The sequence below is a fragment of the Streptococcus sp. HMSC065E03 genome (assembly GCF_001815045.1).
Taxonomy (GTDB): domain Bacteria; phylum Bacillota; class Bacilli; order Lactobacillales; family Streptococcaceae; genus Streptococcus; species Streptococcus parasanguinis_AD.
Window position 1 is genome coordinate 357,571 of the sequence record NZ_KV818853.1, and the last position, 17,416, is coordinate 374,986.

General features: G+C 36.7%; 34 protein-coding genes, 1 tRNA gene and 1 other RNA gene. 5 read left to right on the top strand and 31 right to left on the bottom strand.

The features are described from left to right. Nucleotides 1–20: 20 nt before the first annotated feature. The 27 genes from HMPREF3002_RS08440 to HMPREF3002_RS08550 all read right to left on the bottom strand — a co-directional run bounded on the left by HMPREF3002_RS08440 (nt 21) and on the right by HMPREF3002_RS08550 (nt 11,504). Complete coding sequence (locus HMPREF3002_RS08440) at nt 21–1,751, bottom strand: terminase large subunit (protein WP_070666176.1); 1,731 nt, start codon at nt 1,749–1,751, stop codon at nt 21–23. Next, nucleotides 1,744–2,136: a P27 family phage terminase small subunit gene (locus HMPREF3002_RS08445; RefSeq protein WP_049483858.1), complete on the bottom strand. Its 393-nt coding sequence runs from the start codon at nt 2,134–2,136 to the stop codon at nt 1,744–1,746. The genes HMPREF3002_RS08440 and HMPREF3002_RS08445 overlap by 8 nt, the downstream gene beginning before the upstream one ends. A gap of 179 nt (nt 2,137–2,315) precedes the next feature. Continuing rightward, nucleotides 2,316–2,648 carry an endonuclease gene (locus HMPREF3002_RS08450; RefSeq protein WP_070666179.1) on the bottom strand — a complete coding sequence of 111 codons (333 nt, stop codon included), beginning with the start codon at nt 2,646–2,648 and terminating at the stop codon, nt 2,316–2,318. A gap of 112 nt (nt 2,649–2,760) precedes the next feature. After that, nucleotides 2,761–2,964, bottom strand: a complete 204-nt coding sequence (locus HMPREF3002_RS08455) for a hypothetical protein (protein ID WP_083312676.1) — start codon at nt 2,962–2,964, stop codon at nt 2,761–2,763. A 9-nt stretch (nt 2,965–2,973) separates the two neighbouring features. Continuing rightward, complete coding sequence (locus tag HMPREF3002_RS08460; protein ID WP_070666182.1) at nt 2,974–3,309, bottom strand: hypothetical protein; 336 nt, start codon at nt 3,307–3,309, stop codon at nt 2,974–2,976. After that, the gene (locus HMPREF3002_RS11210) at nt 3,310–3,816 is read right to left on the bottom strand and encodes a YopX family protein (RefSeq protein ID WP_070666185.1); all 507 of its coding nucleotides are present in this window, start codon (nt 3,814–3,816) and stop codon (nt 3,310–3,312) included. It abuts the gene before it with no gap. Then, nucleotides 3,813–4,109 (bottom strand): hypothetical protein, encoded by a 297-nt coding sequence (locus tag HMPREF3002_RS08470; protein WP_070666187.1) that lies wholly within the window; start codon nt 4,107–4,109, stop codon nt 3,813–3,815. Before HMPREF3002_RS08470 ends, HMPREF3002_RS11210 begins: the two co-directional genes overlap by 4 nt. A 139-nt stretch (nt 4,110–4,248) precedes the next feature. Then, nucleotides 4,249–4,791 carry a site-specific integrase gene (locus HMPREF3002_RS08475; protein WP_070666189.1) on the bottom strand — a complete coding sequence of 181 codons (543 nt, stop codon included), beginning with the start codon at nt 4,789–4,791 and terminating at the stop codon, nt 4,249–4,251. 42 nt (nt 4,792–4,833) lie between these two features. After that, a tRNA-Lys gene (locus tag HMPREF3002_RS08480) sits at nt 4,834–4,906 on the bottom strand. A gap of 68 nt (nt 4,907–4,974) precedes the next feature. Further along, a complete protein-coding gene (locus HMPREF3002_RS08485) occupies nt 4,975–5,379 on the bottom strand; it encodes a transcriptional regulator (RefSeq protein WP_049483864.1) in 405 nt (134 codons plus the stop codon). Beyond that, a complete protein-coding gene (locus HMPREF3002_RS11215; protein ID WP_176745574.1) occupies nt 5,376–5,549 on the bottom strand; it encodes a hypothetical protein in 174 nt (57 codons plus the stop codon). The genes HMPREF3002_RS08485 and HMPREF3002_RS11215 overlap by 4 nt, the downstream gene beginning before the upstream one ends. A 106-nt stretch (nt 5,550–5,655) precedes the next feature. Further along, entirely contained in the window at nt 5,656–5,811 is a 156-nt protein-coding gene (locus tag HMPREF3002_RS11220; RefSeq protein ID WP_176745575.1) for a hypothetical protein, read from the bottom strand. Then, nucleotides 5,811–6,287 (bottom strand): class I SAM-dependent methyltransferase, encoded by a 477-nt coding sequence (locus tag HMPREF3002_RS08490; protein ID WP_070659751.1) that lies wholly within the window; start codon nt 6,285–6,287, stop codon nt 5,811–5,813. The genes HMPREF3002_RS11220 and HMPREF3002_RS08490 overlap by 1 nt, the downstream gene beginning before the upstream one ends. Before the next feature lies 1 nt (nt 6,288). Then, a complete protein-coding gene (locus HMPREF3002_RS08495) occupies nt 6,289–6,735 on the bottom strand; it encodes a hypothetical protein (protein ID WP_070666192.1) in 447 nt (148 codons plus the stop codon). A gap of 21 nt (nt 6,736–6,756) precedes the next feature. Next, entirely contained in the window at nt 6,757–6,894 is a 138-nt protein-coding gene (locus HMPREF3002_RS11225; protein ID WP_176745576.1) for a hypothetical protein, read from the bottom strand. Next, nucleotides 6,895–7,317, bottom strand: a complete 423-nt coding sequence (locus HMPREF3002_RS08500; protein ID WP_070666194.1) for a hypothetical protein — start codon at nt 7,315–7,317, stop codon at nt 6,895–6,897. Continuing rightward, nucleotides 7,317–7,796, bottom strand: coding sequence for a DUF1642 domain-containing protein (locus tag HMPREF3002_RS08505; RefSeq protein WP_070666197.1), 480 nt, complete (start codon nt 7,794–7,796; stop codon nt 7,317–7,319). The genes HMPREF3002_RS08500 and HMPREF3002_RS08505 overlap by 1 nt, the downstream gene beginning before the upstream one ends. Next, nucleotides 7,789–8,292: a MazG-like family protein gene (locus HMPREF3002_RS08510; protein WP_070666201.1), complete on the bottom strand. Its 504-nt coding sequence runs from the start codon at nt 8,290–8,292 to the stop codon at nt 7,789–7,791. The genes HMPREF3002_RS08505 and HMPREF3002_RS08510 overlap by 8 nt, the downstream gene beginning before the upstream one ends. Before the next feature lie 12 nt (nt 8,293–8,304). Next, a complete protein-coding gene (locus HMPREF3002_RS08515) occupies nt 8,305–8,694 on the bottom strand; it encodes a helix-turn-helix domain-containing protein (protein WP_070666202.1) in 390 nt (129 codons plus the stop codon). A 20-nt stretch (nt 8,695–8,714) separates the two neighbouring features. Further along, nucleotides 8,715–8,912: a hypothetical protein gene (locus HMPREF3002_RS08520; RefSeq protein ID WP_070659765.1), complete on the bottom strand. Its 198-nt coding sequence runs from the start codon at nt 8,910–8,912 to the stop codon at nt 8,715–8,717. Beyond that, nucleotides 8,912–9,811, bottom strand: a complete 900-nt coding sequence (locus HMPREF3002_RS08525; RefSeq protein WP_070666203.1) for a phage replisome organizer N-terminal domain-containing protein — start codon at nt 9,809–9,811, stop codon at nt 8,912–8,914. The genes HMPREF3002_RS08520 and HMPREF3002_RS08525 overlap by 1 nt, the downstream gene beginning before the upstream one ends. A gap of 14 nt (nt 9,812–9,825) precedes the next feature. After that, the gene (ssb, locus tag HMPREF3002_RS08530) at nt 9,826–10,239 is read right to left on the bottom strand and encodes a single-stranded DNA-binding protein (RefSeq protein ID WP_070666204.1); all 414 of its coding nucleotides are present in this window, start codon (nt 10,237–10,239) and stop codon (nt 9,826–9,828) included. After that, complete coding sequence (locus HMPREF3002_RS08535) at nt 10,232–10,492, bottom strand: DUF3310 domain-containing protein (RefSeq protein ID WP_070666205.1); 261 nt, start codon at nt 10,490–10,492, stop codon at nt 10,232–10,234. The genes ssb and HMPREF3002_RS08535 overlap by 8 nt, the downstream gene beginning before the upstream one ends. Next, a complete protein-coding gene (locus HMPREF3002_RS08540; RefSeq protein WP_070666206.1) occupies nt 10,489–10,698 on the bottom strand; it encodes a hypothetical protein in 210 nt (69 codons plus the stop codon). Before HMPREF3002_RS08540 ends, HMPREF3002_RS08535 begins: the two co-directional genes overlap by 4 nt. Continuing rightward, nucleotides 10,685–10,963 (bottom strand): hypothetical protein, encoded by a 279-nt coding sequence (locus HMPREF3002_RS08545; RefSeq protein WP_141754502.1) that lies wholly within the window; start codon nt 10,961–10,963, stop codon nt 10,685–10,687. The genes HMPREF3002_RS08540 and HMPREF3002_RS08545 overlap by 14 nt, the downstream gene beginning before the upstream one ends. After that, complete coding sequence (locus HMPREF3002_RS11230) at nt 10,960–11,127, bottom strand: hypothetical protein (protein WP_176745577.1); 168 nt, start codon at nt 11,125–11,127, stop codon at nt 10,960–10,962. Before HMPREF3002_RS11230 ends, HMPREF3002_RS08545 begins: the two co-directional genes overlap by 4 nt. A 68-nt stretch (nt 11,128–11,195) precedes the next feature. Then, nucleotides 11,196–11,504, bottom strand: coding sequence for a hypothetical protein (locus HMPREF3002_RS08550; RefSeq protein ID WP_256263423.1), 309 nt, complete (start codon nt 11,502–11,504; stop codon nt 11,196–11,198). Between the two features lie 53 nt (nt 11,505–11,557). On the opposite strand from HMPREF3002_RS08550, the gene HMPREF3002_RS08555 reads away from it, so the two are divergent. Beyond that, a complete protein-coding gene (locus HMPREF3002_RS08555; RefSeq protein WP_070666211.1) occupies nt 11,558–12,292 on the top strand; it encodes a DUF4145 domain-containing protein in 735 nt (244 codons plus the stop codon). Nucleotides 12,293–12,350: 58 nt separating this feature from the next. Here the strand turns inward: HMPREF3002_RS08555 and HMPREF3002_RS08560 are convergent, their stop codons facing one another. Together HMPREF3002_RS08560 and HMPREF3002_RS08565 are read right to left on the bottom strand one after the other, a co-directional pair. Beyond that, nucleotides 12,351–13,097 (bottom strand): phage antirepressor, encoded by a 747-nt coding sequence (locus HMPREF3002_RS08560; protein WP_070666214.1) that lies wholly within the window; start codon nt 13,095–13,097, stop codon nt 12,351–12,353. Nucleotide 13,098: 1 nt separating this feature from the next. Then, complete coding sequence (locus HMPREF3002_RS08565; protein WP_070594941.1) at nt 13,099–13,284, bottom strand: helix-turn-helix domain-containing protein; 186 nt, start codon at nt 13,282–13,284, stop codon at nt 13,099–13,101. A 274-nt stretch (nt 13,285–13,558) separates the two neighbouring features. Here HMPREF3002_RS08565 and HMPREF3002_RS08570 point away from each other — a divergent pair, with 274 nt between their 5' ends. The 4 genes from HMPREF3002_RS08570 to HMPREF3002_RS08585 all read left to right on the top strand — a co-directional run bounded on the left by HMPREF3002_RS08570 (nt 13,559) and on the right by HMPREF3002_RS08585 (nt 16,013). After that, a complete protein-coding gene (locus HMPREF3002_RS08570) occupies nt 13,559–13,903 on the top strand; it encodes a helix-turn-helix domain-containing protein (protein WP_070666218.1) in 345 nt (114 codons plus the stop codon). A gap of 11 nt (nt 13,904–13,914) precedes the next feature. Beyond that, nucleotides 13,915–14,295, top strand: coding sequence for an ImmA/IrrE family metallo-endopeptidase (locus tag HMPREF3002_RS08575; protein WP_070666221.1), 381 nt, complete (start codon nt 13,915–13,917; stop codon nt 14,293–14,295). A gap of 13 nt (nt 14,296–14,308) precedes the next feature. Continuing rightward, nucleotides 14,309–14,803 (top strand): hypothetical protein, encoded by a 495-nt coding sequence (locus HMPREF3002_RS08580; protein ID WP_070666224.1) that lies wholly within the window; start codon nt 14,309–14,311, stop codon nt 14,801–14,803. A 124-nt stretch (nt 14,804–14,927) separates the two neighbouring features. Further along, complete coding sequence (locus HMPREF3002_RS08585; protein ID WP_070666229.1) at nt 14,928–16,013, top strand: tyrosine-type recombinase/integrase; 1,086 nt, start codon at nt 14,928–14,930, stop codon at nt 16,011–16,013. Between the two features lie 152 nt (nt 16,014–16,165). Here the strand turns inward: HMPREF3002_RS08585 and ssrA are convergent. Both ssrA and HMPREF3002_RS08595 read right to left on the bottom strand, forming a co-directional pair. Further along, nucleotides 16,166–16,514, bottom strand: a transfer-messenger RNA (tmRNA) gene (gene ssrA, locus HMPREF3002_RS08590). 103 nt (nt 16,515–16,617) lie between these two features. After that, nucleotides 16,618–17,412 (bottom strand): hypothetical protein, encoded by a 795-nt coding sequence (locus HMPREF3002_RS08595; protein WP_070666232.1) that lies wholly within the window; start codon nt 17,410–17,412, stop codon nt 16,618–16,620. Nucleotides 17,413–17,416 lie beyond the last annotated feature (4 nt).

The following is a 17,416-nucleotide window of genomic DNA, read 5'->3' on the forward strand; positions in this document are numbered from 1 at the left end:
ATTTCTCACCTCCTTTCTATCTAATCAAAGTAAGCCATCACATTCTTATTCTTACCAAGGTTAGCAAGCGCCTGAATACAAGCAAAGACACTCGCATCAAACAAGTCAATTCTTGCTGTACCGCCATCACCGTCCAATTTCTCATACTGAACAGCATCATCTACTTTCTCGATGGCTCTTACATTGCTGACACAGTATTCATAAGCGTCCGAATGTACATAATAAAATTCTTTATTCTTCACTTTCAATTCAATTCTTCTGAATCCCTCTGATTTCAAATAGAATAGCTGAGGCTGGTCAATCATTTTAAATTTGGCCTGCTTCATTTTGAGCATGAACTCTCTACCAAATTTCCTATCCATACCGACAGCAGCAATTTTGAAGCCTTTCTGTCGCATCTCTATGAACCATTTAACAATGTCATCATAGAGAACCGTTGGAGTGTTGCTCATTGTAAGCCATCCATCTGATTGCCACCCAAAAAGTGGGATGCCATCGTCATTGGCTTTTTTCTGAGCGTTGACACGAGGGAAGAAAGCGTGTGTGATACAGATATCAACATCTTTTTCACCATCGTTGTATACACCATAGAGAGCAGCAGCGGTCAAGTCATGCAGTCTTGAGAGGTCAGCTCCTCCATACCATCGGATAGGAAGTTTTGCAAGCTCCTCAATGCTCCAGTCATAGCAGTCATCACTGGCAATGAACTCATCTGGATTGAAATAAGCGTTCATTGAGTTAGTGAAGACATTCAATGTCTTATTGAAGAACTCATTCCTAGTCTGTGGATCATTCAAGGCCTGTTCTGCTTCTTCCTTGAGGGCCTTGAGCGATACAGTCACACCCCATGAAGGATTAGCCATCTTCAACACATTCTCATCCAAGTAGTCTCCCACATCTCCATCTGTTGCCTGATTGGCTTTGCAGATGAAGATGAAGAATGAATCATCTTTGACCAGCTCTTTCAGGACCTTCTGACAGTATTTCAGACGGTTAGCAAGGAAACCTGTTGGAATGTCCCCGGCTGTAGAGATAACAAAAAGCATACTGTTCCGGTATGCTGACATTGTTTTCTTCATAAGACCGTATTTCTTTGAATTTCTCATGGTATGGGCTTCATCTAGAATGATGACATTCCCATTGAGAGAGTCAAGCCGGCTTTCATCATTGGCCAGTGCTTGGATGAAGAATGAACCCTCTTCACCAAAATTTGCTGTGATGGAATGTTCTTGGTTGTTATCCTTGATACGGATGTTCTTGTCATTCCATCGCTCAACATTAAACCGCAAGAAACCAAAGGCTTCCAAGGCTTGCTTGACAGAATTGGCTACAATATAGCATTTTGAACCGCTATCTGTATCAAGAATCTGATAGGCCAGAGCGATTGCAGCAGTGAAGGAAGTCTTGCCATTCTTTCTGGCAAGCATGATCAAAGCTTCCTTGAAGCGTCTCTCATTCGTTCCTTTGATGTAGAAGCCAAAGAGATTGACCACAACAAAATGTTGCCACGGTTGAAGCAACAATGGCTTGTTACGGATGGACACCGCAAACATGTCATCTCCTTGCTGATGGACAATTGTGTTTTCAATGAAATGAACGACAAAATCAACCATGTCTTCATCCATCTCAAACTCTGGATTGTCCAAGTCTCTCAGAAAGCGTGATGCTGCCAAAATGTTCTCTTCACAATGCTCTTCCTGATGGTCTAGAACGTGTTGAACGTATTTTTTAGCTTTCTCCACGTTACCCATCAGACTTCACCCGTTTCTTTTTGATTTGGTCTTTGAATTTCAGAACCTCTGTGAGAACTGATCCATTGTCTTGTTCTACTACTTCACCCAATGATTTAGGATTCATCATCAGTTGATTGGAATAGCTGAGTATGTCTTTCCGTAGAATTTCCATCGCTGTTAGGATGGGGACCTTACGTTCATTCTCAGCTCCTGCCTTGTTCACATAAACATCTGTGACAGGGTAGCCCATATCAGCATAGTCCTGAGCAAGTTTCTGATACTGGAACAACATTCCTGAAAAGATGTCAATGATCATGTCAAATTCTTTGCGATAAGTCCCAAGCTCTTTCATCTGTTTTATGACTTTTGACTTGATAGATTTAGCTGTGACTGGTTTTGCCAAAAACTAGGCCTCCTTCCCAAAATCCTTTAGTTTTTATCCCCTTTTTGTCTGAAGGCCTCCGACTTGGAAAAAGTTCCCTTCACCGGTTCCCAGACGATCAAAAAAATTTTTTTTCGATGGGGGGGATAATCGAAAAAATCGAAAAATTCAAAAATTGAAAAAATTGAAAAATTCGATTTTTACAAAATTTCATTTTTTCGATTTTTGTAAAAATTCAAAAATTCCCTTTTTCGCTTCTTTTGCCAAAAAATTCCTTGACCAATAACTTTATCATTCTTTCTATCATGAAAAGTATTGTGTCTCTTGTTAGTAAGTGGCAGACAATTCCATTCTTGGAATTCTAGTTCAGGATATTCGGATACTGGAAAAATATGATGAACCATTTCAGCCGGTTCTGATATTCCATATCTCAAACTCTCTTGACATAGATAGTTATATTTCCTTAGAATCTTATCTCTGAACTTCTCCCACTTCTTTGTCTTCAAAGAAGGCCTGACAATTTTGTTATACATATATTCTCCTCATGCAAAAAGGACAGCCAATCTCTTTGGTCTGTCCCTCTCATACTTGAAGCTATGCTATCATAATATTTTATTTTACGTGAGAAAACAAGAGCTTATTTTCTCATTCTTTTCGGAATGGTGTTCCTTCCCAATGTACAAGGATACTTGAAATGGTAATGCAGAGTGTTTCATCTTTGCAAATTGAATATCCTACAATCTCATATTTTAAACCCGGATTGTTCTTGATATCCATGTTCAATTCATCTACTGCTCCTTTTATGAACGGAATATCTGTGTATTGTTTTATCGTCATACTGTTGTTCATTTCTCTTCCTCAACTTTCAATCTTTTCGATTTCACGTTCTAGTAATTTTTTACGTTCTTGTAATTCTTCTAGTTTTTGAACATCTAACGCTTTCTTGATGATTTCAAGACGTTCAAGATTCATCTTAAAGTTTTCCAGAGAATCAACTTTACGAGCGTACTCTCTAAAATTATTCGCCCAGTTCCACTCTTCCCAACCAAAGGAATTATTTAACTCTCGTGTTAAATCGTTATATTTATTTCTTAAATCAATATTAACTTCTCTTTGATAGAGCATTACAAATAATGCCATTACTAAAACCGACACACAAGCTAAGAACATTAACCAATACATCAATTCTCCCATTTACTCCACCTCCTCAATCTCAATCCCTTCACAATCAAAGACCCAACCAAATCCAGCTTGTTCCAGTTTCTTCTTTGTAAGTTTCGAATAAGCTTTACTGCTGTAAAAATAAATTGCATCTTCATCAGGATCTCTCATGATGTACTGACCGGATGCTTTTATTTTCACTTTGTAGCGTTTCTCTTTTTTTAACAATTCAGGACTTTCCCAACGGTTCCCAATTTTTGAGTAATATCGGAGAATGTCTCTTGTTATGTCTATTCTGGTATTTATTGTAATACCTTCACCAAACCATCTGCAATTATCATGATCATATCTCACGAGAAAAATATAATCCTGTGCATTGTTTTTCAGAATATCTGCTTCAAAGATTTCATTTCCGTTTATATCTTCAAGTCCTGTTGATTGCATGAATTCCACATCATCAAATGAAATACCTTTTGGAGTGAAATCAACATCTTTTATACATCGTTTATTTTTGTCCCATGCTTTGAATTTTGGAATCATTCTTCCATCTCCTTTGGTGGTTTTGGATAACTCATCCAGAATACTGTGTCTTCATAAGTGTTTTCAAATCCAACACCGTTCCCAAAATCAATCCAGATATCAGTGGTTATCTCTTGGGTCTTTGGATTATATACAAGAACTTCCTCGTCTATTTCTGGAGTCTTACCTTCCCAAACAAAATCGAATCCATCCCCGAATATTTCTTTATCGTCTTCGTAGATATCTCTGGTTGTCAATTTATTCCATTCATAAAGTGCCACAGTTATGTCTGATGTTCTTTTTGCAGTAGCCATTTTTTACCCTCACTTTCACATATCTTATATTTTGTTAAGCTCGCCTTATTTCTGAAATCCTTTTAGAATATGGGGTTCATTCGTTTCTCTTTTCTTAGCTTATGCCTAACTCATTATGTTAATGTCAAAAATATAAAAATTAAATAACAAAGTTTCTCAAGGCATCATCTAGTTCAGCTTGTTCAATTCCAATATATCTCAGCGTTATGGCTGGAGATGAGTGATTGAACATCTTCTGTAGTGTCCCTACGTCCTTTGTTTTATTGTAGTATTTGTATCCAAACGTTTTTCGCATCGTGTGCGTTCCCACGTTATCAATGCCCAATTCTTCAGCAGCTTCATGGATGATCTGATAGGCTCGTTCACGAGTGATGGCCTTATTTCCTCCTTGCCTGCTCTTGAATAGAAAATGATGGAATGGCTTCCCTTTAACATATTTCCTCATTTCTCGCTTTAACTCTTTTGTCATTCTACGGGAAATCTGTTTGCCAGTTTTTCTCTCTCGTAGTTTGATGTGCCATCCCTGAACATCTTTGACTTTGAGTGTGAGGATGTCACCGACTCGCAAGCCTGTATTTAGACCAGTGATGAATAGCATGTAATACATTTCATTCCATTCTCTCAGATAGTCTTTCATCGCTTGAATGTCATCCGTGTCTTTAATAGGTGAGACCTCTTCCATACGCTTCCCCCTCTCTATATTAAAATTGATTTCCATTAGGAATTGGGAGTACAGGAATCGAACCTGCAACAAATTGATTAAAAGCCAATCGCTCTACCATTTGAGCTAACTCCCTAACTACTATCATGAACAAGATTATAGTATTTAATTTTGTGTGAGAATACAATATCTTATATTCTCAATTTAGAGTACACCTTTCATTCTGGCATACGTTTCCAAGATGCCAGCACGCTTGCGGTAAATTGTAGCATTGCTGACAAATTGCTTTTCTGCGATTTCTTCCCAATCTAGATTGGCTTGCCCCCATCTTAGATAGAAGATGTCAAGCTGTTCGCCTGTCAATTGCTTCTTGAAGGATTCAACAGTCTCTTTGAACAGCTCAAGATTCTTCAGAGTCACATCAGTAGCAAATTTCATCACTGTGTTTTCCGTTGGCTTGCTGATGCCAGAATTACCACCACCAACTAGATCATCACCGTTCTTTGCCATCAATTCTGCTTTGCGTGTCCAGATTGCCCTGTCAATTCCACGAAAATTGAATAATTCTTGATCAAGGTTAAACAATTCTCTATTGTTTAGTTTTTTCATTCAATAACCTCTCTTTGATAGATTTCTACTATCCCTTTCCCTTTTAGTCTTTCTCGGTGAGCAAGCGCTTCATGCCTTGTCTGAAATTCAGTTTCAGTGTATTCAGCTAAATGTTTAGGATCAATCCAACTTGCTTGTCCATGATATTTTCTTACAACATACATCTTCATTTCTTTCTCCTGCATTTCAAGACTACACTGAAGGCCCACAGGAAGCCAGCAAACCAAGCAAAAGCTAACAACAAATAAATAAAATTTTGAAATTCCATAACAAGTCCTACTTATCCCATATCATTTTAGCTATCACTAAAATCAAAACAGAAATTACTAGATCAACTATTGCAGGCAGAAAGACATAGAGCCAGCTCCAAGAGATTACACCTAACAATTTCAAAGCTGTTAATAATAAAGTTAACCAACTAATAAATCCCATCACTCTACCTCCTCAAATTTTACGAACGTCATCCAGTGGGTTGTTCCTCTTTGTTGTCCAAACAAAGGTTTAAATGGAATGACCTTTAGTATTTCTTTTACATTTACCTGGCAATCAGACCACTTAAAAATTAACGTTCCCCCTGTTTTTAAAACACGCATGCACTCTTCAAAACCTTTAGCCAAATCCTCAGACCAAGTGTCTTTATCAAGTTGTCCATATTGTGCTTTCATTATCGAATTAGGCCCAGCCCATTTCAAATGAGGTGGATCAAAAACAACCAAATTAAAAGTATTATTTTCAAATGGCATATCACGGAAATCGCCAATAACATCAGGATGTACGTTGACTTTTTTACCGTGTATTTCAAAGTTTTCTTTTCTGATATCCATGAAAGTTGTATGGCTTTCATTTTTATCAAACCAAAACATCCGACTACCGCAACAAGCGTCAAGTATTTTAATTTCTTCTGTCATTTTATCCTCCTAAATTACTAAACGGGACTTCCCACCGATAATCATCATATCCATAGCAAACATTTTTGATGATTTCACCTTTGGAAATTTCAATTTCCTGCGTGAATTCCATGCCACACTCAAACGTAAAAATTTTAATATCAACATCAAACTTGCTTGAAATTTCTTGATAATTTTCTGGAATAGCACTCCACGCCTGTTTGAAATTATCCAGTTCTACGATACAAAAATTTTCTTCAAGCCAAACTTCTATTTGTTTTTGATCAATAAACGCTCGTCTTGTTTTATTAATGTAAAAATAGGGAGTTGTGCTGTTGAATTTAAGCAGAGTGCCATCCCATTCATCTTCTAGCGTCACAGTGTTGTTTAATAGCATTTCTTTTAATGCTGATGCAATATTTTCACTTTTTCCTCTTAATTTAAGAGATCCTTTGGCCCAATTTGGCATTATCCCTTCACCTCTTCAACTTCAAACTTCGTTCAAATACTTGTTATAAACATCTTCGTCTAAGATTCCGTTCTCAATTAGATTTTCAACTGCAATTTCAATCTTTATCAGACGATTTAATTCTTTATTTGGCAACGAAGCCATAATTATTTCTTCCATCTATTCCACCTCCGACACAGTTATATTGAACGTGTGACCGTCTAAAACAAACTTTCCATTGCTCCCCAAAAGATTATCATCTACGATAATTGCTTTTGCTGTATCTACTACAAGCTTTCCTACTTGTAATGCAAACACAAAATCGTCTATTTTGGGCATTTCTCGTTTTTTCATCATTTTGCCACTTGGTGGTTGAGGGTAGCTCATCCAGAAAACTACGTCTTCATCAGTGTTCTCGAAACCAATTCCTTCCCCATAATCAACCCAAGTATCTGTTGTTATCCGCTTTGTCGTTGGATTATAGACAAGGACTTCTTCGTCAATTTCTGGAGTTTTGCCATCCCAAACAAATTCAATGCCACCATTAAAATATTCCTTCTCATCTTCAGCAATATTTCTTGTTGTTAGCTTATTCCATTCCATCACTCCACCTCCTTAACTTTCACGCCCGGACAATCAAACACCCAGGCAAGACCGGCGTCTTCCAATTGTTTTCTAGTAAATCTTTCAAGATCACCATACACCTTTTCAAAATCAAGACGATCCTCACCCTGTCTGTACACAGTTTTCAACGACTGTCCATTGCTCAATATCACTTCATACCGCTTTTCTTTATCGACTGTGTAACCGTCCAGCCAAGCACGGACAAAGAGTTCGGAATTATCCCAATACCATTCTGCAACTCCATCAGACATGCATGCATCTATTGAGTAGGACAGCGTATGACTTAGTTTTTTCTGTTCTGTGATAAAATCCGCCACAAGCATTGGGAGCTCTACTTCCTGCGTTTCGTCTAGCAACTTAATCAATTCCAACGTTGTCAATTTATCAATCATCGGTCTTGGTCTACTACAATCTGAAGGTAAATGACCAATACTCTCAATCAACTCCTGCTTATTCATGTGGCAAATCCTCCTCTTTTACGAATGAACCATCAATCCATTTACCTTTTCGATCTTTGATTTCGTTATAGGCTCCAGTGAAACATTCTAGAAATTCATAACCTAAAATATTGCTGATTGATTTCAAGTAAGCCACAATGCGCACAAGGTTATGACGACACATTTTTTTGCTTGCTAAGTCTTGAGATAGTTGAAACTCACTGATATTGGCATTTAGCAGTTTAAAGCAGTCCATTGCTTCTTTTCGCCTAATATTGTTAGACTCTTCAAAGATGTTCTGTACATCTTCTTTGATCAGCAATGCTAAACCTACAACTACTACAGCACAATCACCAATGCTGTCTTTTGTTAGTGCTTCATTCTTTTTCAAGAATCCTGCACATAACTCACCAAATTCCTCACTTAATTTTAAGGACTGTTTATCTAGCCGGCCCCCGTTTTCTAGATCTCGATCAATAAACCATTGTTTTACTTTGTTTAAAATTAAATTCTCCATTTTTACCTCTTTCTATTTTTTCACAAGTTTTAGATTGCCAGTCTCTTTGCCTTTTTTGTTTAAATCTGCATAGAATTTCAATAGCAATTTATCTTTCCCTGTAATTTTGCTTAACTTCTTCAATGATCCGGTACATAAATAACGTCCGTTCTCATATAGCTTATAATCAGCTAACTCATCCACATCACCCATGAGAGAGTTCTCTCCGATTTGAAAATATTGGCAAATCAGTTGTACGTGACGTTCGTGTACTTTTATTTTGCCAGTAAGTAGACTGCTTATTGTATTCATTGAGTAGCCTATTTCTTCGGATAATTTTCTAGCTGTTAAGTTATGACTTTTCATTAAGAGTTTGAGTTGCTCCTTGAAATGTTCTATCTGATTTTTGGTGTAGCCTGCCATGATACATTACAACTCCTTTTTCAATTATCAATTTCTACTGGATAGAATGTACCGAATGACTTTCTTAAAGCATTTCCTACCTGGATAGCTACCCCACGAGATGCGAATTTCATTGCTTTCGCTTCCTCAGAGAAAGAGACATCCAAACCAGTGGTCCCAACTACTACAGATTTTATAAATGGTTTTGCTTGTTTTGATCCATGTTTTAAAATAAACATTACTTCCCATCCTTTTCTAATTTCTGTAGCATTTTATTTTTTGCTTCCTCCAAAGCTTTTTTCTCTTGATCACTTGTTTGATTGGTATAATTTGGTTTTGACCAATCTGGAACGTTTGATTGTTGCTTTGTTGTTTGCCCTTTTGTTTTGCTTTCCTGAAACTTCCGTTCTCGTTCGTTTACTGCTGCAATTGATAACAATCCATCATTTTTCCAATTTTGCAAAATAGCTCTAATATAGCTGAAATTTCTTTTACCATTGTCAGCGGCTAAACTGATAGCTTTTAAGACTACATCTGGTTCCATACCATCCAGAGTGATGAATTCTTTTAAAGTTTCAAATTGGATTCCATCAATTGGTGAAATACGAGACTGATATTCATCTACGATGATTTTGAGCGTATTTTTCTCTAAATCTTTCTCTATATCTATCTCTATTTCTTTCTCTTTCTCTATCTCTAACTCTGGTGGATGTTCGTCCGACATTTGTCCGGACAAATGTCCCAACAATAATTTTTGTTTTTCCTTCTCAATTCTTCTGCGATAGTCACGCTTTCTATCAGCTTCCGTGTTCGATTTTCCAATAAATGATTCAATGTCTAGCATAAAAATGGCACCATTGTCCAAAACATCAATTAGGTTCATTTCCTTGAAAATGCTGACAGCTTTTTCTACTACTGCCACAGGATGCCTTGTAATTTTTGAAAGCATTTCAGAATTGAATGGGATTCGATCATTGAACATCAACTTACCATTGTTCTTCAAAGATCTCAGATAGAGCTTGATCAAAATGTTAGAATACAGAAAACCATCTGGCATGCTTTCTAAAATAATCATTTCATCGCTATCGTAAAAATTTTCTTTCACTCTCAGATAGTAGTATTTCTTATTATCTGACATTTCATTCCTCCATTCTAGAATGGCAGACCATCATCAGGGATATTCATTTGATTATTCTCAAATGAAGGAGGCATTTGTTCATCCATAGAGTTCCGGTTGGCTGAATTGTCACGCTTTTCTAAACTTCTGAAACTATCAATAACAACTTCAGTCACATAGACACGTTGACCTTGCTGATTCTCATAATTACGGGTTTGGATGTGGCCAGTGATGGCTACAAGGTTTCCTTTTTTGATCCAGCTTGCGAAGTTCTCCGCTAATTTCCGCCAGATCACGCAATTGATAAAATCTGCATCATATCCACCATCTTGATTTTTAAAATTTCGATTTACAGCAAGCGTGAATTGTCCAACTGCTTGATCTTGAGGTGTTCGATGTAGTTCTACATCACGAGTTAAGCGCCCAATAAGTACAACATTATTAATCATTTTCCACTCCTTTCAAATCCTTTTCGTTTTTTAAAATTGCTTTCTCTTTCTCAATCAACCAATCCAAGTGAACCTTTGCTTTCTCCAAGTCCTCAATCCCATTTTTTTGGCGATAGCGAAGGATGTATTTTAGGGTATTACCCAAATGATACCCTGTTAACTGTTCATCATTCATGAAATTGCGATGAACATCAATTGCTTCTAAGCCATTCCGGCCTTGGTAATGTTTGGGATTTTTTACATTGTCGTTCATAGTTCAGACATTCCTTTCACTGTTCTTTTTTGATGAATTTCTGACATTCTCTTATTCCACATTTCACGCTGATATTTTGCTGATTTGTAATGCTTCATTTTGGTTTTTTGGCGAATAATTACTTCACGCATCACAAAGATTGCGAATCCTGAAAATAAAATGTATGTTACCAAAGCTACTGCTAAAATAATTTCAATTGTTGTCATTTTCTTCTACCTCTTTTGTTTCTTTTTGCGGGAAAAGTTCCCGGTTGAATTTGTTAATCATCACATCTTGAGCCTTATTGGTCTCTTTGATTTTTTCGATACTTTCGGCCCAATGACCTGTACTTTCAAAGTTCATTTGGACCGCATTTTCTAGATCCTTGATGTGTTGTTCTTGATCGTACATGATTTTTATTGTTGCCCCTGAAAATAATAAGAATAGTGTTGTAAGTGATAAAACAGTAAATTTTAATTGTTTTAAGCTCATGCTCTAATCACCCCATCATTCTTAAAATCCAGAGCCATTTGATGAAGTTTGTCTTCAAATTCGATATCTGATAGTTTCATCAATTCGGCTTTTTCTTCGACCTTTAACGTACGGTTGGCATCTTGCCAATCCATCAATTTTAATAATTTTTGAATAGGATCCATTTTTTCTCCTTCAAATTGTGTTATAATCAAGTTATAGTTCTTTCAAGGCGCCTTTCTCAAGGCGCTTTTTATTTTTGCATTGAGCGACAGAATCTCTGAACATCTTCCAAGTTGTAGAGATACTTCCCGCCTTTTCCTGATTGTTGGTACTGAAATTTCCCTTGATCACGCCATTCTTCCAGCTTGGTTCTGCCCCAGCCAGTAGATGCTTGCAGCTCTTTGATGGACACCCAGGTAATCTGTCTGCTTGTTCTGCGCTTAGCTTCTTCCATAGCTTTAATATTAAGAGATACGAGTTCTTCAAAAAGTTGATTAATATAGTTCTCGTTATGAGTTTGAGTTATTTGATTTAGAATAGGATACTGCATCATTTTCATCACGTCCTTTCAATTTTTGATATAATAAATGTAAAAACACATAAGAGGTTGCTATGCAAAAATTTGATAACAATAAAATTACTAGCTACACATATAACGAAGGTTTTCACTCCCGTTCCTTTATTTGTCCTTATTGTAATGGGGTGGCAACTCATGATTGGAGATACATGCAAATGGAACTTTTTGATGGTGATATGGTGGGTCTAGATAAAATTAAAGAAAGCAGATATGTAATTTTTGCAAGATGTCAAGGTTGTCTAAAAACTTCCATTTGGTTAACAGAGAAATTGAAAAATACCGTTTCTAATCCCAGTACATTTTCAGGAGATGATTCTTCAGAAATTCTTTTATATCCATTCACTAGTCCTGATCTTCCAAAAGCAAATGAAGATATGCCGGAAGATGTTAAGAAAATTTATGATGAGGCTTGTCTCGTTTTAAAAGATTCTCCTAGATCTTCTGCTGCTCTCTCACGTTTAGCAATAGAAAAATTAGTTGACCACTTAGAAGCTGAAGGGAGCAATTTGAATTTAAAAATTGCCGATCTTGTTTCAAAAGGGTTACCACCACGAATTCAACAAATGCTTGATAGTGTCAGAGTAATTGGAAACAATGCTGTTCATCCTGGAGAGATAGACCTGTCAGATAATACTCAACTAGCTTTGTCTTTACTGAATTTTATTAATTTAATTGTTGATAACCAAATCAGCCAACCAAAAAAGATTGATGAAATATATAATAGTTTGCCAGAATCTAACCTAAAATCTATTGAAAGAAGAGATTCATGATCCTCAAACCGATTCCTTACAGCCCAAGCATGGGCTTTTTTATTTTGTTGTATTCCAATCACTCCTGTTCAATCAATGGCAAAATATCATGCTTCTTTAACAGTTCATACAAGAACAAGCGCCCTTTTTGGGTCCATACGGTCTGCATTCGAACCCTGCCAGAAATTTCAATCGTCTTGCTGTCCGTATATCCTTTAGCCATGTATTTTCTGTATAGAATCCATTGATTATTCACTTTGTGTTGGATTCCTAGAGAGTTCAAAAGTTGATTGAATTTAATAGCGCTCATTCCATAGTCTGCAGCTATTTGAGTAATGACAACAGCAGATTTGCTTTCAATAATTAAATCTAAGTAACGTGCCTGTTCCTGTGCTTGTTCCAACTCAATTTCTAGACGGCTATTTTTCTCACGTTCGTGCTTTAGATCTGTTGCCAATCTGATAATCGTGTCAGGATTTAGCAAAGCCTGTTCAATCATGCTATCTGTCAAGTAGCCCCCGTGTTTCCGTATTGCTGGCAGGACTTCACTTGTAATCCACTTTTTGAACTCTCTTGCTTGTGGTAATTTGCTTGCTAATATTAATGAATACAAACCTGATTCATTAATGATTATCATATTTCGATTTTGACCTGATGCACTAAATTGATGCATTAGCTTATCATCATCATCAACATGACTTCTTATTGCATTGTCTGCTCTTGAATATCCCAAAATATCCGCAACATCTTTTCCAACAAAATAAGGTTCACTGTTTAAGATTATTGTGCGGACCTGTTTTCCGTTAAAATTAAAAATCTCATTCATTTTATTCCTCCATCAAGTCGCTGATTGATACACCAAGATATTTAGCGACCTTATTCAATGTTTGGGAAAGCGGAATGCTCGAATTCCATTTTCTGATGCTTCCATTGCTAAGATCCAGATCTCTTTCTATTCGATAAATAGAAATATTGTTTTCTTTTGCTATTTTTTTAATTTTGTCATATAGCATCTTTTTCTCCTTTCTTTGGAAAATTTTATAAGAAAATTATCTTTTTTATTGACAAATAATAGAAAATATTCTACTATTAGGGTATAGAAAAGAACACTACTAAATAGGTTTTTATATCTACTGTCTTGGCGGACCACGTTGATATTTGTAAAACTTATTTATAGCTTTGAATTTAACTTACAAGAATAGTATAATAGAAAATTTTCCTCTTGTCAACAGATAAAATAGAAAATTTTACATTTTTTGTAAGTTTTTTTAAAAAAAGGAGGAAAAAATGAGTCTACTTGATAGAATCAAGTTATTGGCAGCTACTCATCAAATGACCATGGCTGAACTGGAAAGAAAGCTAGATTTCAGCAATGGTAGTTTAAGAAAATGGGAAACCTCTATGCCTAGCGGTGACAAAATAGAAAAGGTTGCTGATTATTTCAATGTCTCTACAGACTACTTATTGGGAAGAACTGATAACCCGAATATCGCAAACCATGGTGATGCTTCTGCACCATTGGATCTGCGTGATATTGCGGCTCAATCCATGCTGTTTGATGGAAAGCCATTGACCGAAGAAGATATTGATTTCATCACTGCTGTCCTTGAGGCTCATTTAAAAAATAAATAGAGGTACATTATATGACAGTACAAGAGCTTTGTGCCAAAGAAGGTGTAAATCTCTGCTACTTTGACGGAAGTAATTGGCACAGCCCTGGATTTTTCAATCCTGCTCTTAATATTCTAGCCCTGGACATTAATTTGTCGGTGGAAGATCAAAAACAAGTAGCTCTCCATGAATTAGGTCATAAAGAACACACTCCTGTTCAATATGAATTGAATAGAGAGCTTTGCGAATTACAAGCTGATAGAAGCATGATTCATCATTTGCTTGAAGAAGAATTGAAGCTAATGGATGATATTAGGGATTTTAATTATCTTCATTTTATGGAAAAATACAGTCTGAAGACCATCGCAAATGAAACGATGGTTAAAGACGAGTTTAATTCACTAATTAGTTAAATAGGAGGATCTAATGAAAAAAAGTAAGCCTTTTTATAAACATGTTTGGTTTATAATATTTATTATTTTGGTTGTTATTGGCGGTATAAGCTCTCTAACTAAACCAAAATCAAAAACCACAAGTAGTGCAGAAAAGTCTGCTACTATTAAAAACAACACTTTTAAAATGACGGATAAGCTTGGGGAAGAGTTCGCAATTTATTTACGAGAAAATGCGGAAGTCTTGGACAATGGTGATAAAATCGAATTTGCTACAGGTGGAAATTCTACTAATGTTTCTGTACGTGTTGGTGAAGCGTGGAAATATGAAAGTGTAAGCCGTAAAATCTATCTTGCTAATTCATTTCTTAAACAAAAAAATGAGCTGTTTAAAAAATGGGCGGCAGAAAATAACTATGAAGTTAACCTAAATAAAGATAACCCAGAATTAATAGTTAAAGTTTCTGATGCAGATAAAACAACAATTGCCCAAGAGCATAGTGGCAAGATGAAGATACTTAATAATTAAGTAAGCAAAAAAATCCCCACACTCGCCTTCGCCAAAAATTGAGTGTGAGGATTACAGTGTAAGAAAAGCCATTCAAAAGGTCTTTTTCTTATGCCCATTTTATCAAGAAATGAGGTAAAACGCAATGGAAATAAAGTCTTACAAAAAGAAAAATGGCGATACAGCCTATAAGTTTAGGATCTATGTCGGTAAAGAAAACGGAAAGGATAAGTATGTGAAGCGTCAGGGCTTCCAGACAAAAGCCAAGGCAAGAGCAGCACTTCTCCAACTTCAAACTGACCTTGAAAATAGTGAGGAAATCACTGTCAAGGAAATTACTGTCGAGGAAGTCGCTGAAAAATGGCTCAAGGAATATGCTGACACAGTGCAGGATAGCACCTACATCAAGACCGAACGGAATATAAAAAATCATATCTATCCGACTTTAGGAAATCAGAAAATTTCTGCTCTCACTCCTCTGCAACTTCAGGAACAAGTCAATGCCTGGTCCAAAGAACTTGTTTACGGACGTAAGATGAAAGGCTTGATGAATAACATATGTAAGTACGCTATCAGACATGGCTACATCTCAACAAATCCGGTTGAGAGTGTAACAACGCTTGTCAGAAAGCAAGCAGATACAGATAGCGATTTTTACGACAAGGAGGAACTGAAATCTTTCCTTGAGTTAGTAGACCAAACAGATGAACTGAGAAAGAAAGTCCTCTTTCGTCTTCTAGCCTTCACAGGAGTTCGAAAAGGGGAGGTTTTAGCCCTCAAATGGGAAGACTGGACCAATAACACTCTGAGCATAAACAAGGCCATTACGAGAGGATTTGACGGGGAATCTGTCGGTCCTACAAAAAACAAAAGTAGCAACCGATTGATCAGCTTGGACGAAAAGACAAGTGAACTGCTCACAGAGTGGAGAGAAATGAATCCTACTACTACTTTTATCTTTGAGAATGAATTAGGAAAACCAATACCAGGAACACTACCACGGAAATGGCTACAACAAATTGTCAAAGATTCGGATGTGCGTCCGATTAGGATCCACGGCTTCCGACATACACATGCCAGCCTATGCTTCGAAGCTGGAATGACACTCAAACAGGTCCAGTATAGACTTGGACACTCAGATTTAAAAACAACCATGAACATCTATACTCACATCACCAGAGAGGCCAAGGATGATATTGGTGAGAAATTTGCAAACTATATTGATTTTTAGACAAATAACATAAAGACAGACCCTTTGGATAAAAAAGGGTCTGTTTTTGGGTCTGTCGGTTTCAAAAAGGTTCAAAAAGGAATAGAAAGTATAAAACAAAAAACGTTGTTTTTACAACGTTTTAGAAAGATTTAGAAAGCTTTAGAAACTATAGATGGAGCCGGTGGGAGTCGAACCCACGTCCAAACACCTGCCAGCATATTTGTCTACAACCATAGGTTATGTCTTAGTTTAACAGCTACATGACACATAACTCAAGTCCTGTACCTGCGAGTCTATCAATCTCTTATCTAACTTCTAGACAAAGTTAGATCGTATCTCGCTAAAATTAAGACCTGTCATCAAACACGAGCGATTCGAATCGGGTCACGCCTGCTGGTGTTTAGGCAGCTAAAGCGTAAGAATTATTATTTTTTGCAGTTATATTTAACTGGCGTTTTACATCCGCTAGATGAGTTGCAAAATATACCTCATAATGCCTGTCGAATCCGTAACGACCCCAAAACGAATACAATTAGTATATCAAAATGTAGCTAAAAATGCAAAAGAAAAAAATTGAACAAGAAGGCTTCCACTGGGAAGCTCCTTGCTCAATTTGCTGTTATTATTGAAGATTCAACTTGTACTTGCTGATGTAGTGAATGGTGAAGTACATAGAAACAATCTTAATAACTTCATAAATGAGACCTGGGATGAAGTTTGGTCCAAAATCATCAATATTTCCATAAACCAATGCATATCCGACAGCATATGAATCTTTTAATGGATTGACTGCTGTACCTATGATACTTAACACAATACACAAGAGAAAGAAAAACAGAATAGCCTTCAATCCACGACGATTTTGGAAGAGTTGGCCAAGTGCGATTGATACATAAAATAGTAAGATTCCTGAAGCTGTGGTAAAAATCCACCAGATGATAATCCAATAAGCAATAGAATGACTAAAAGCCTCAGCGATAATACTAAATACAGGAGAGAGGTCTTGTCCAATGACAGCGCCCATCACAAGTATTGTGATAAAACCACTAAAAAATAGAAGGAATAGGCAGTAAAGACTCGCTACTAAAGCTCCCACAAATTTAGACAAAATGATCGCATGAGGGCTAGCTGGAAGGGTCCAGGTCAAGTAACCTTCACGTCCGTATAAGTTGGAATAGAAACGACGAATAATAATATAGTAGTTACTAAGATAAAGACCAATGACTCCTCCAAAAATGAGAATCCCAAGAGTCCCAGTTATGATTTGCATACTATTGGTTTCCATATCCACAAAACCGTTTGTAGCACTTCCACCAATAACACCTGTAATCACTGACAAACCTAGTGCGATCAGGGTGATCAATAAATACCACTTAGCTGTCGATTTAAATTCATATTTTAATAATTTACCAAACATGGGG

Excerpts from the sequence above, each read along its gene's own strand:
- HMPREF3002_RS08440 (WP_070666176.1), bottom strand. The coding sequence starts at position 1,751 with ATGGGTAACGTGGAGAAAGCTAAAAAATACGTTCAACACGTTCTAGAC.
- HMPREF3002_RS08450 (WP_070666179.1), bottom strand. The coding sequence starts at position 2,648 with ATGTATAACAAAATTGTCAGGCCTTCTTTGAAGACAAAGAAGTGGGAG.
- HMPREF3002_RS08455 (WP_083312676.1), bottom strand. The coding sequence starts at position 2,964 with ATGAACAACAGTATGACGATAAAACAATACACAGATATTCCGTTCATA.
- HMPREF3002_RS08460 (WP_070666182.1), bottom strand. The coding sequence starts at position 3,309 with ATGGGAGAATTGATGTATTGGTTAATGTTCTTAGCTTGTGTGTCGGTT.
- HMPREF3002_RS11210 (WP_070666185.1), bottom strand. The coding sequence starts at position 3,816 with ATGATTCCAAAATTCAAAGCATGGGACAAAAATAAACGATGTATAAAA.
- HMPREF3002_RS08470 (WP_070666187.1), bottom strand. The coding sequence starts at position 4,109 with ATGGCTACTGCAAAAAGAACATCAGACATAACTGTGGCACTTTATGAA.
- HMPREF3002_RS08475 (WP_070666189.1), bottom strand. The coding sequence starts at position 4,791 with ATGGAAGAGGTCTCACCTATTAAAGACACGGATGACATTCAAGCGATG.
- HMPREF3002_RS08485 (WP_049483864.1), bottom strand. The coding sequence starts at position 5,379 with ATGAAAAAACTAAACAATAGAGAATTGTTTAACCTTGATCAAGAATTA.
- HMPREF3002_RS11215 (WP_176745574.1), bottom strand. The coding sequence starts at position 5,549 with ATGAAGATGTATGTTGTAAGAAAATATCATGGACAAGCAAGTTGGATT.
- HMPREF3002_RS11220 (WP_176745575.1), bottom strand. The coding sequence starts at position 5,811 with ATGGGATTTATTAGTTGGTTAACTTTATTATTAACAGCTTTGAAATTG.
- HMPREF3002_RS08490 (WP_070659751.1), bottom strand. The coding sequence starts at position 6,287 with ATGACAGAAGAAATTAAAATACTTGACGCTTGTTGCGGTAGTCGGATG.
- HMPREF3002_RS08495 (WP_070666192.1), bottom strand. The coding sequence starts at position 6,735 with ATGCCAAATTGGGCCAAAGGATCTCTTAAATTAAGAGGAAAAAGTGAA.
- HMPREF3002_RS11225 (WP_176745576.1), bottom strand. The coding sequence starts at position 6,894 with ATGGAAGAAATAATTATGGCTTCGTTGCCAAATAAAGAATTAAATCGT.
- HMPREF3002_RS08500 (WP_070666194.1), bottom strand. The coding sequence starts at position 7,317 with ATGGAATGGAATAAGCTAACAACAAGAAATATTGCTGAAGATGAGAAG.
- HMPREF3002_RS08505 (WP_070666197.1), bottom strand. The coding sequence starts at position 7,796 with ATGAATAAGCAGGAGTTGATTGAGAGTATTGGTCATTTACCTTCAGAT.
- HMPREF3002_RS08510 (WP_070666201.1), bottom strand. The coding sequence starts at position 8,292 with ATGGAGAATTTAATTTTAAACAAAGTAAAACAATGGTTTATTGATCGA.
- HMPREF3002_RS08515 (WP_070666202.1), bottom strand. The coding sequence starts at position 8,694 with ATGGCAGGCTACACCAAAAATCAGATAGAACATTTCAAGGAGCAACTC.
- HMPREF3002_RS08520 (WP_070659765.1), bottom strand. The coding sequence starts at position 8,912 with ATGTTTATTTTAAAACATGGATCAAAACAAGCAAAACCATTTATAAAA.
- HMPREF3002_RS08525 (WP_070666203.1), bottom strand. The coding sequence starts at position 9,811 with ATGTCAGATAATAAGAAATACTACTATCTGAGAGTGAAAGAAAATTTT.
- ssb (WP_070666204.1), bottom strand. The coding sequence starts at position 10,239 with ATGATTAATAATGTTGTACTTATTGGGCGCTTAACTCGTGATGTAGAA.
- HMPREF3002_RS08535 (WP_070666205.1), bottom strand. The coding sequence starts at position 10,492 with ATGAACGACAATGTAAAAAATCCCAAACATTACCAAGGCCGGAATGGC.
- HMPREF3002_RS08540 (WP_070666206.1), bottom strand. The coding sequence starts at position 10,698 with ATGACAACAATTGAAATTATTTTAGCAGTAGCTTTGGTAACATACATT.
- HMPREF3002_RS08545 (WP_141754502.1), bottom strand. The coding sequence starts at position 10,963 with ATGAGCTTAAAACAATTAAAATTTACTGTTTTATCACTTACAACACTA.
- HMPREF3002_RS11230 (WP_176745577.1), bottom strand. The coding sequence starts at position 11,127 with ATGGATCCTATTCAAAAATTATTAAAATTGATGGATTGGCAAGATGCC.
- HMPREF3002_RS08550 (WP_256263423.1), bottom strand. The coding sequence starts at position 11,504 with ATGAAAATGATGCAGTATCCTATTCTAAATCAAATAACTCAAACTCAT.
- HMPREF3002_RS08555 (WP_070666211.1), top strand. The coding sequence starts at position 11,558 with ATGCAAAAATTTGATAACAATAAAATTACTAGCTACACATATAACGAA.
- HMPREF3002_RS08560 (WP_070666214.1), bottom strand. The coding sequence starts at position 13,097 with ATGAATGAGATTTTTAATTTTAACGGAAAACAGGTCCGCACAATAATC.
- HMPREF3002_RS08565 (WP_070594941.1), bottom strand. The coding sequence starts at position 13,284 with ATGCTATATGACAAAATTAAAAAAATAGCAAAAGAAAACAATATTTCT.
- HMPREF3002_RS08570 (WP_070666218.1), top strand. The coding sequence starts at position 13,559 with ATGAGTCTACTTGATAGAATCAAGTTATTGGCAGCTACTCATCAAATG.
- HMPREF3002_RS08575 (WP_070666221.1), top strand. The coding sequence starts at position 13,915 with ATGACAGTACAAGAGCTTTGTGCCAAAGAAGGTGTAAATCTCTGCTAC.
- HMPREF3002_RS08580 (WP_070666224.1), top strand. The coding sequence starts at position 14,309 with ATGAAAAAAAGTAAGCCTTTTTATAAACATGTTTGGTTTATAATATTT.
- HMPREF3002_RS08585 (WP_070666229.1), top strand. The coding sequence starts at position 14,928 with ATGGAAATAAAGTCTTACAAAAAGAAAAATGGCGATACAGCCTATAAG.
- HMPREF3002_RS08595 (WP_070666232.1), bottom strand. The coding sequence starts at position 17,412 with ATGTTTGGTAAATTATTAAAATATGAATTTAAATCGACAGCTAAGTGG.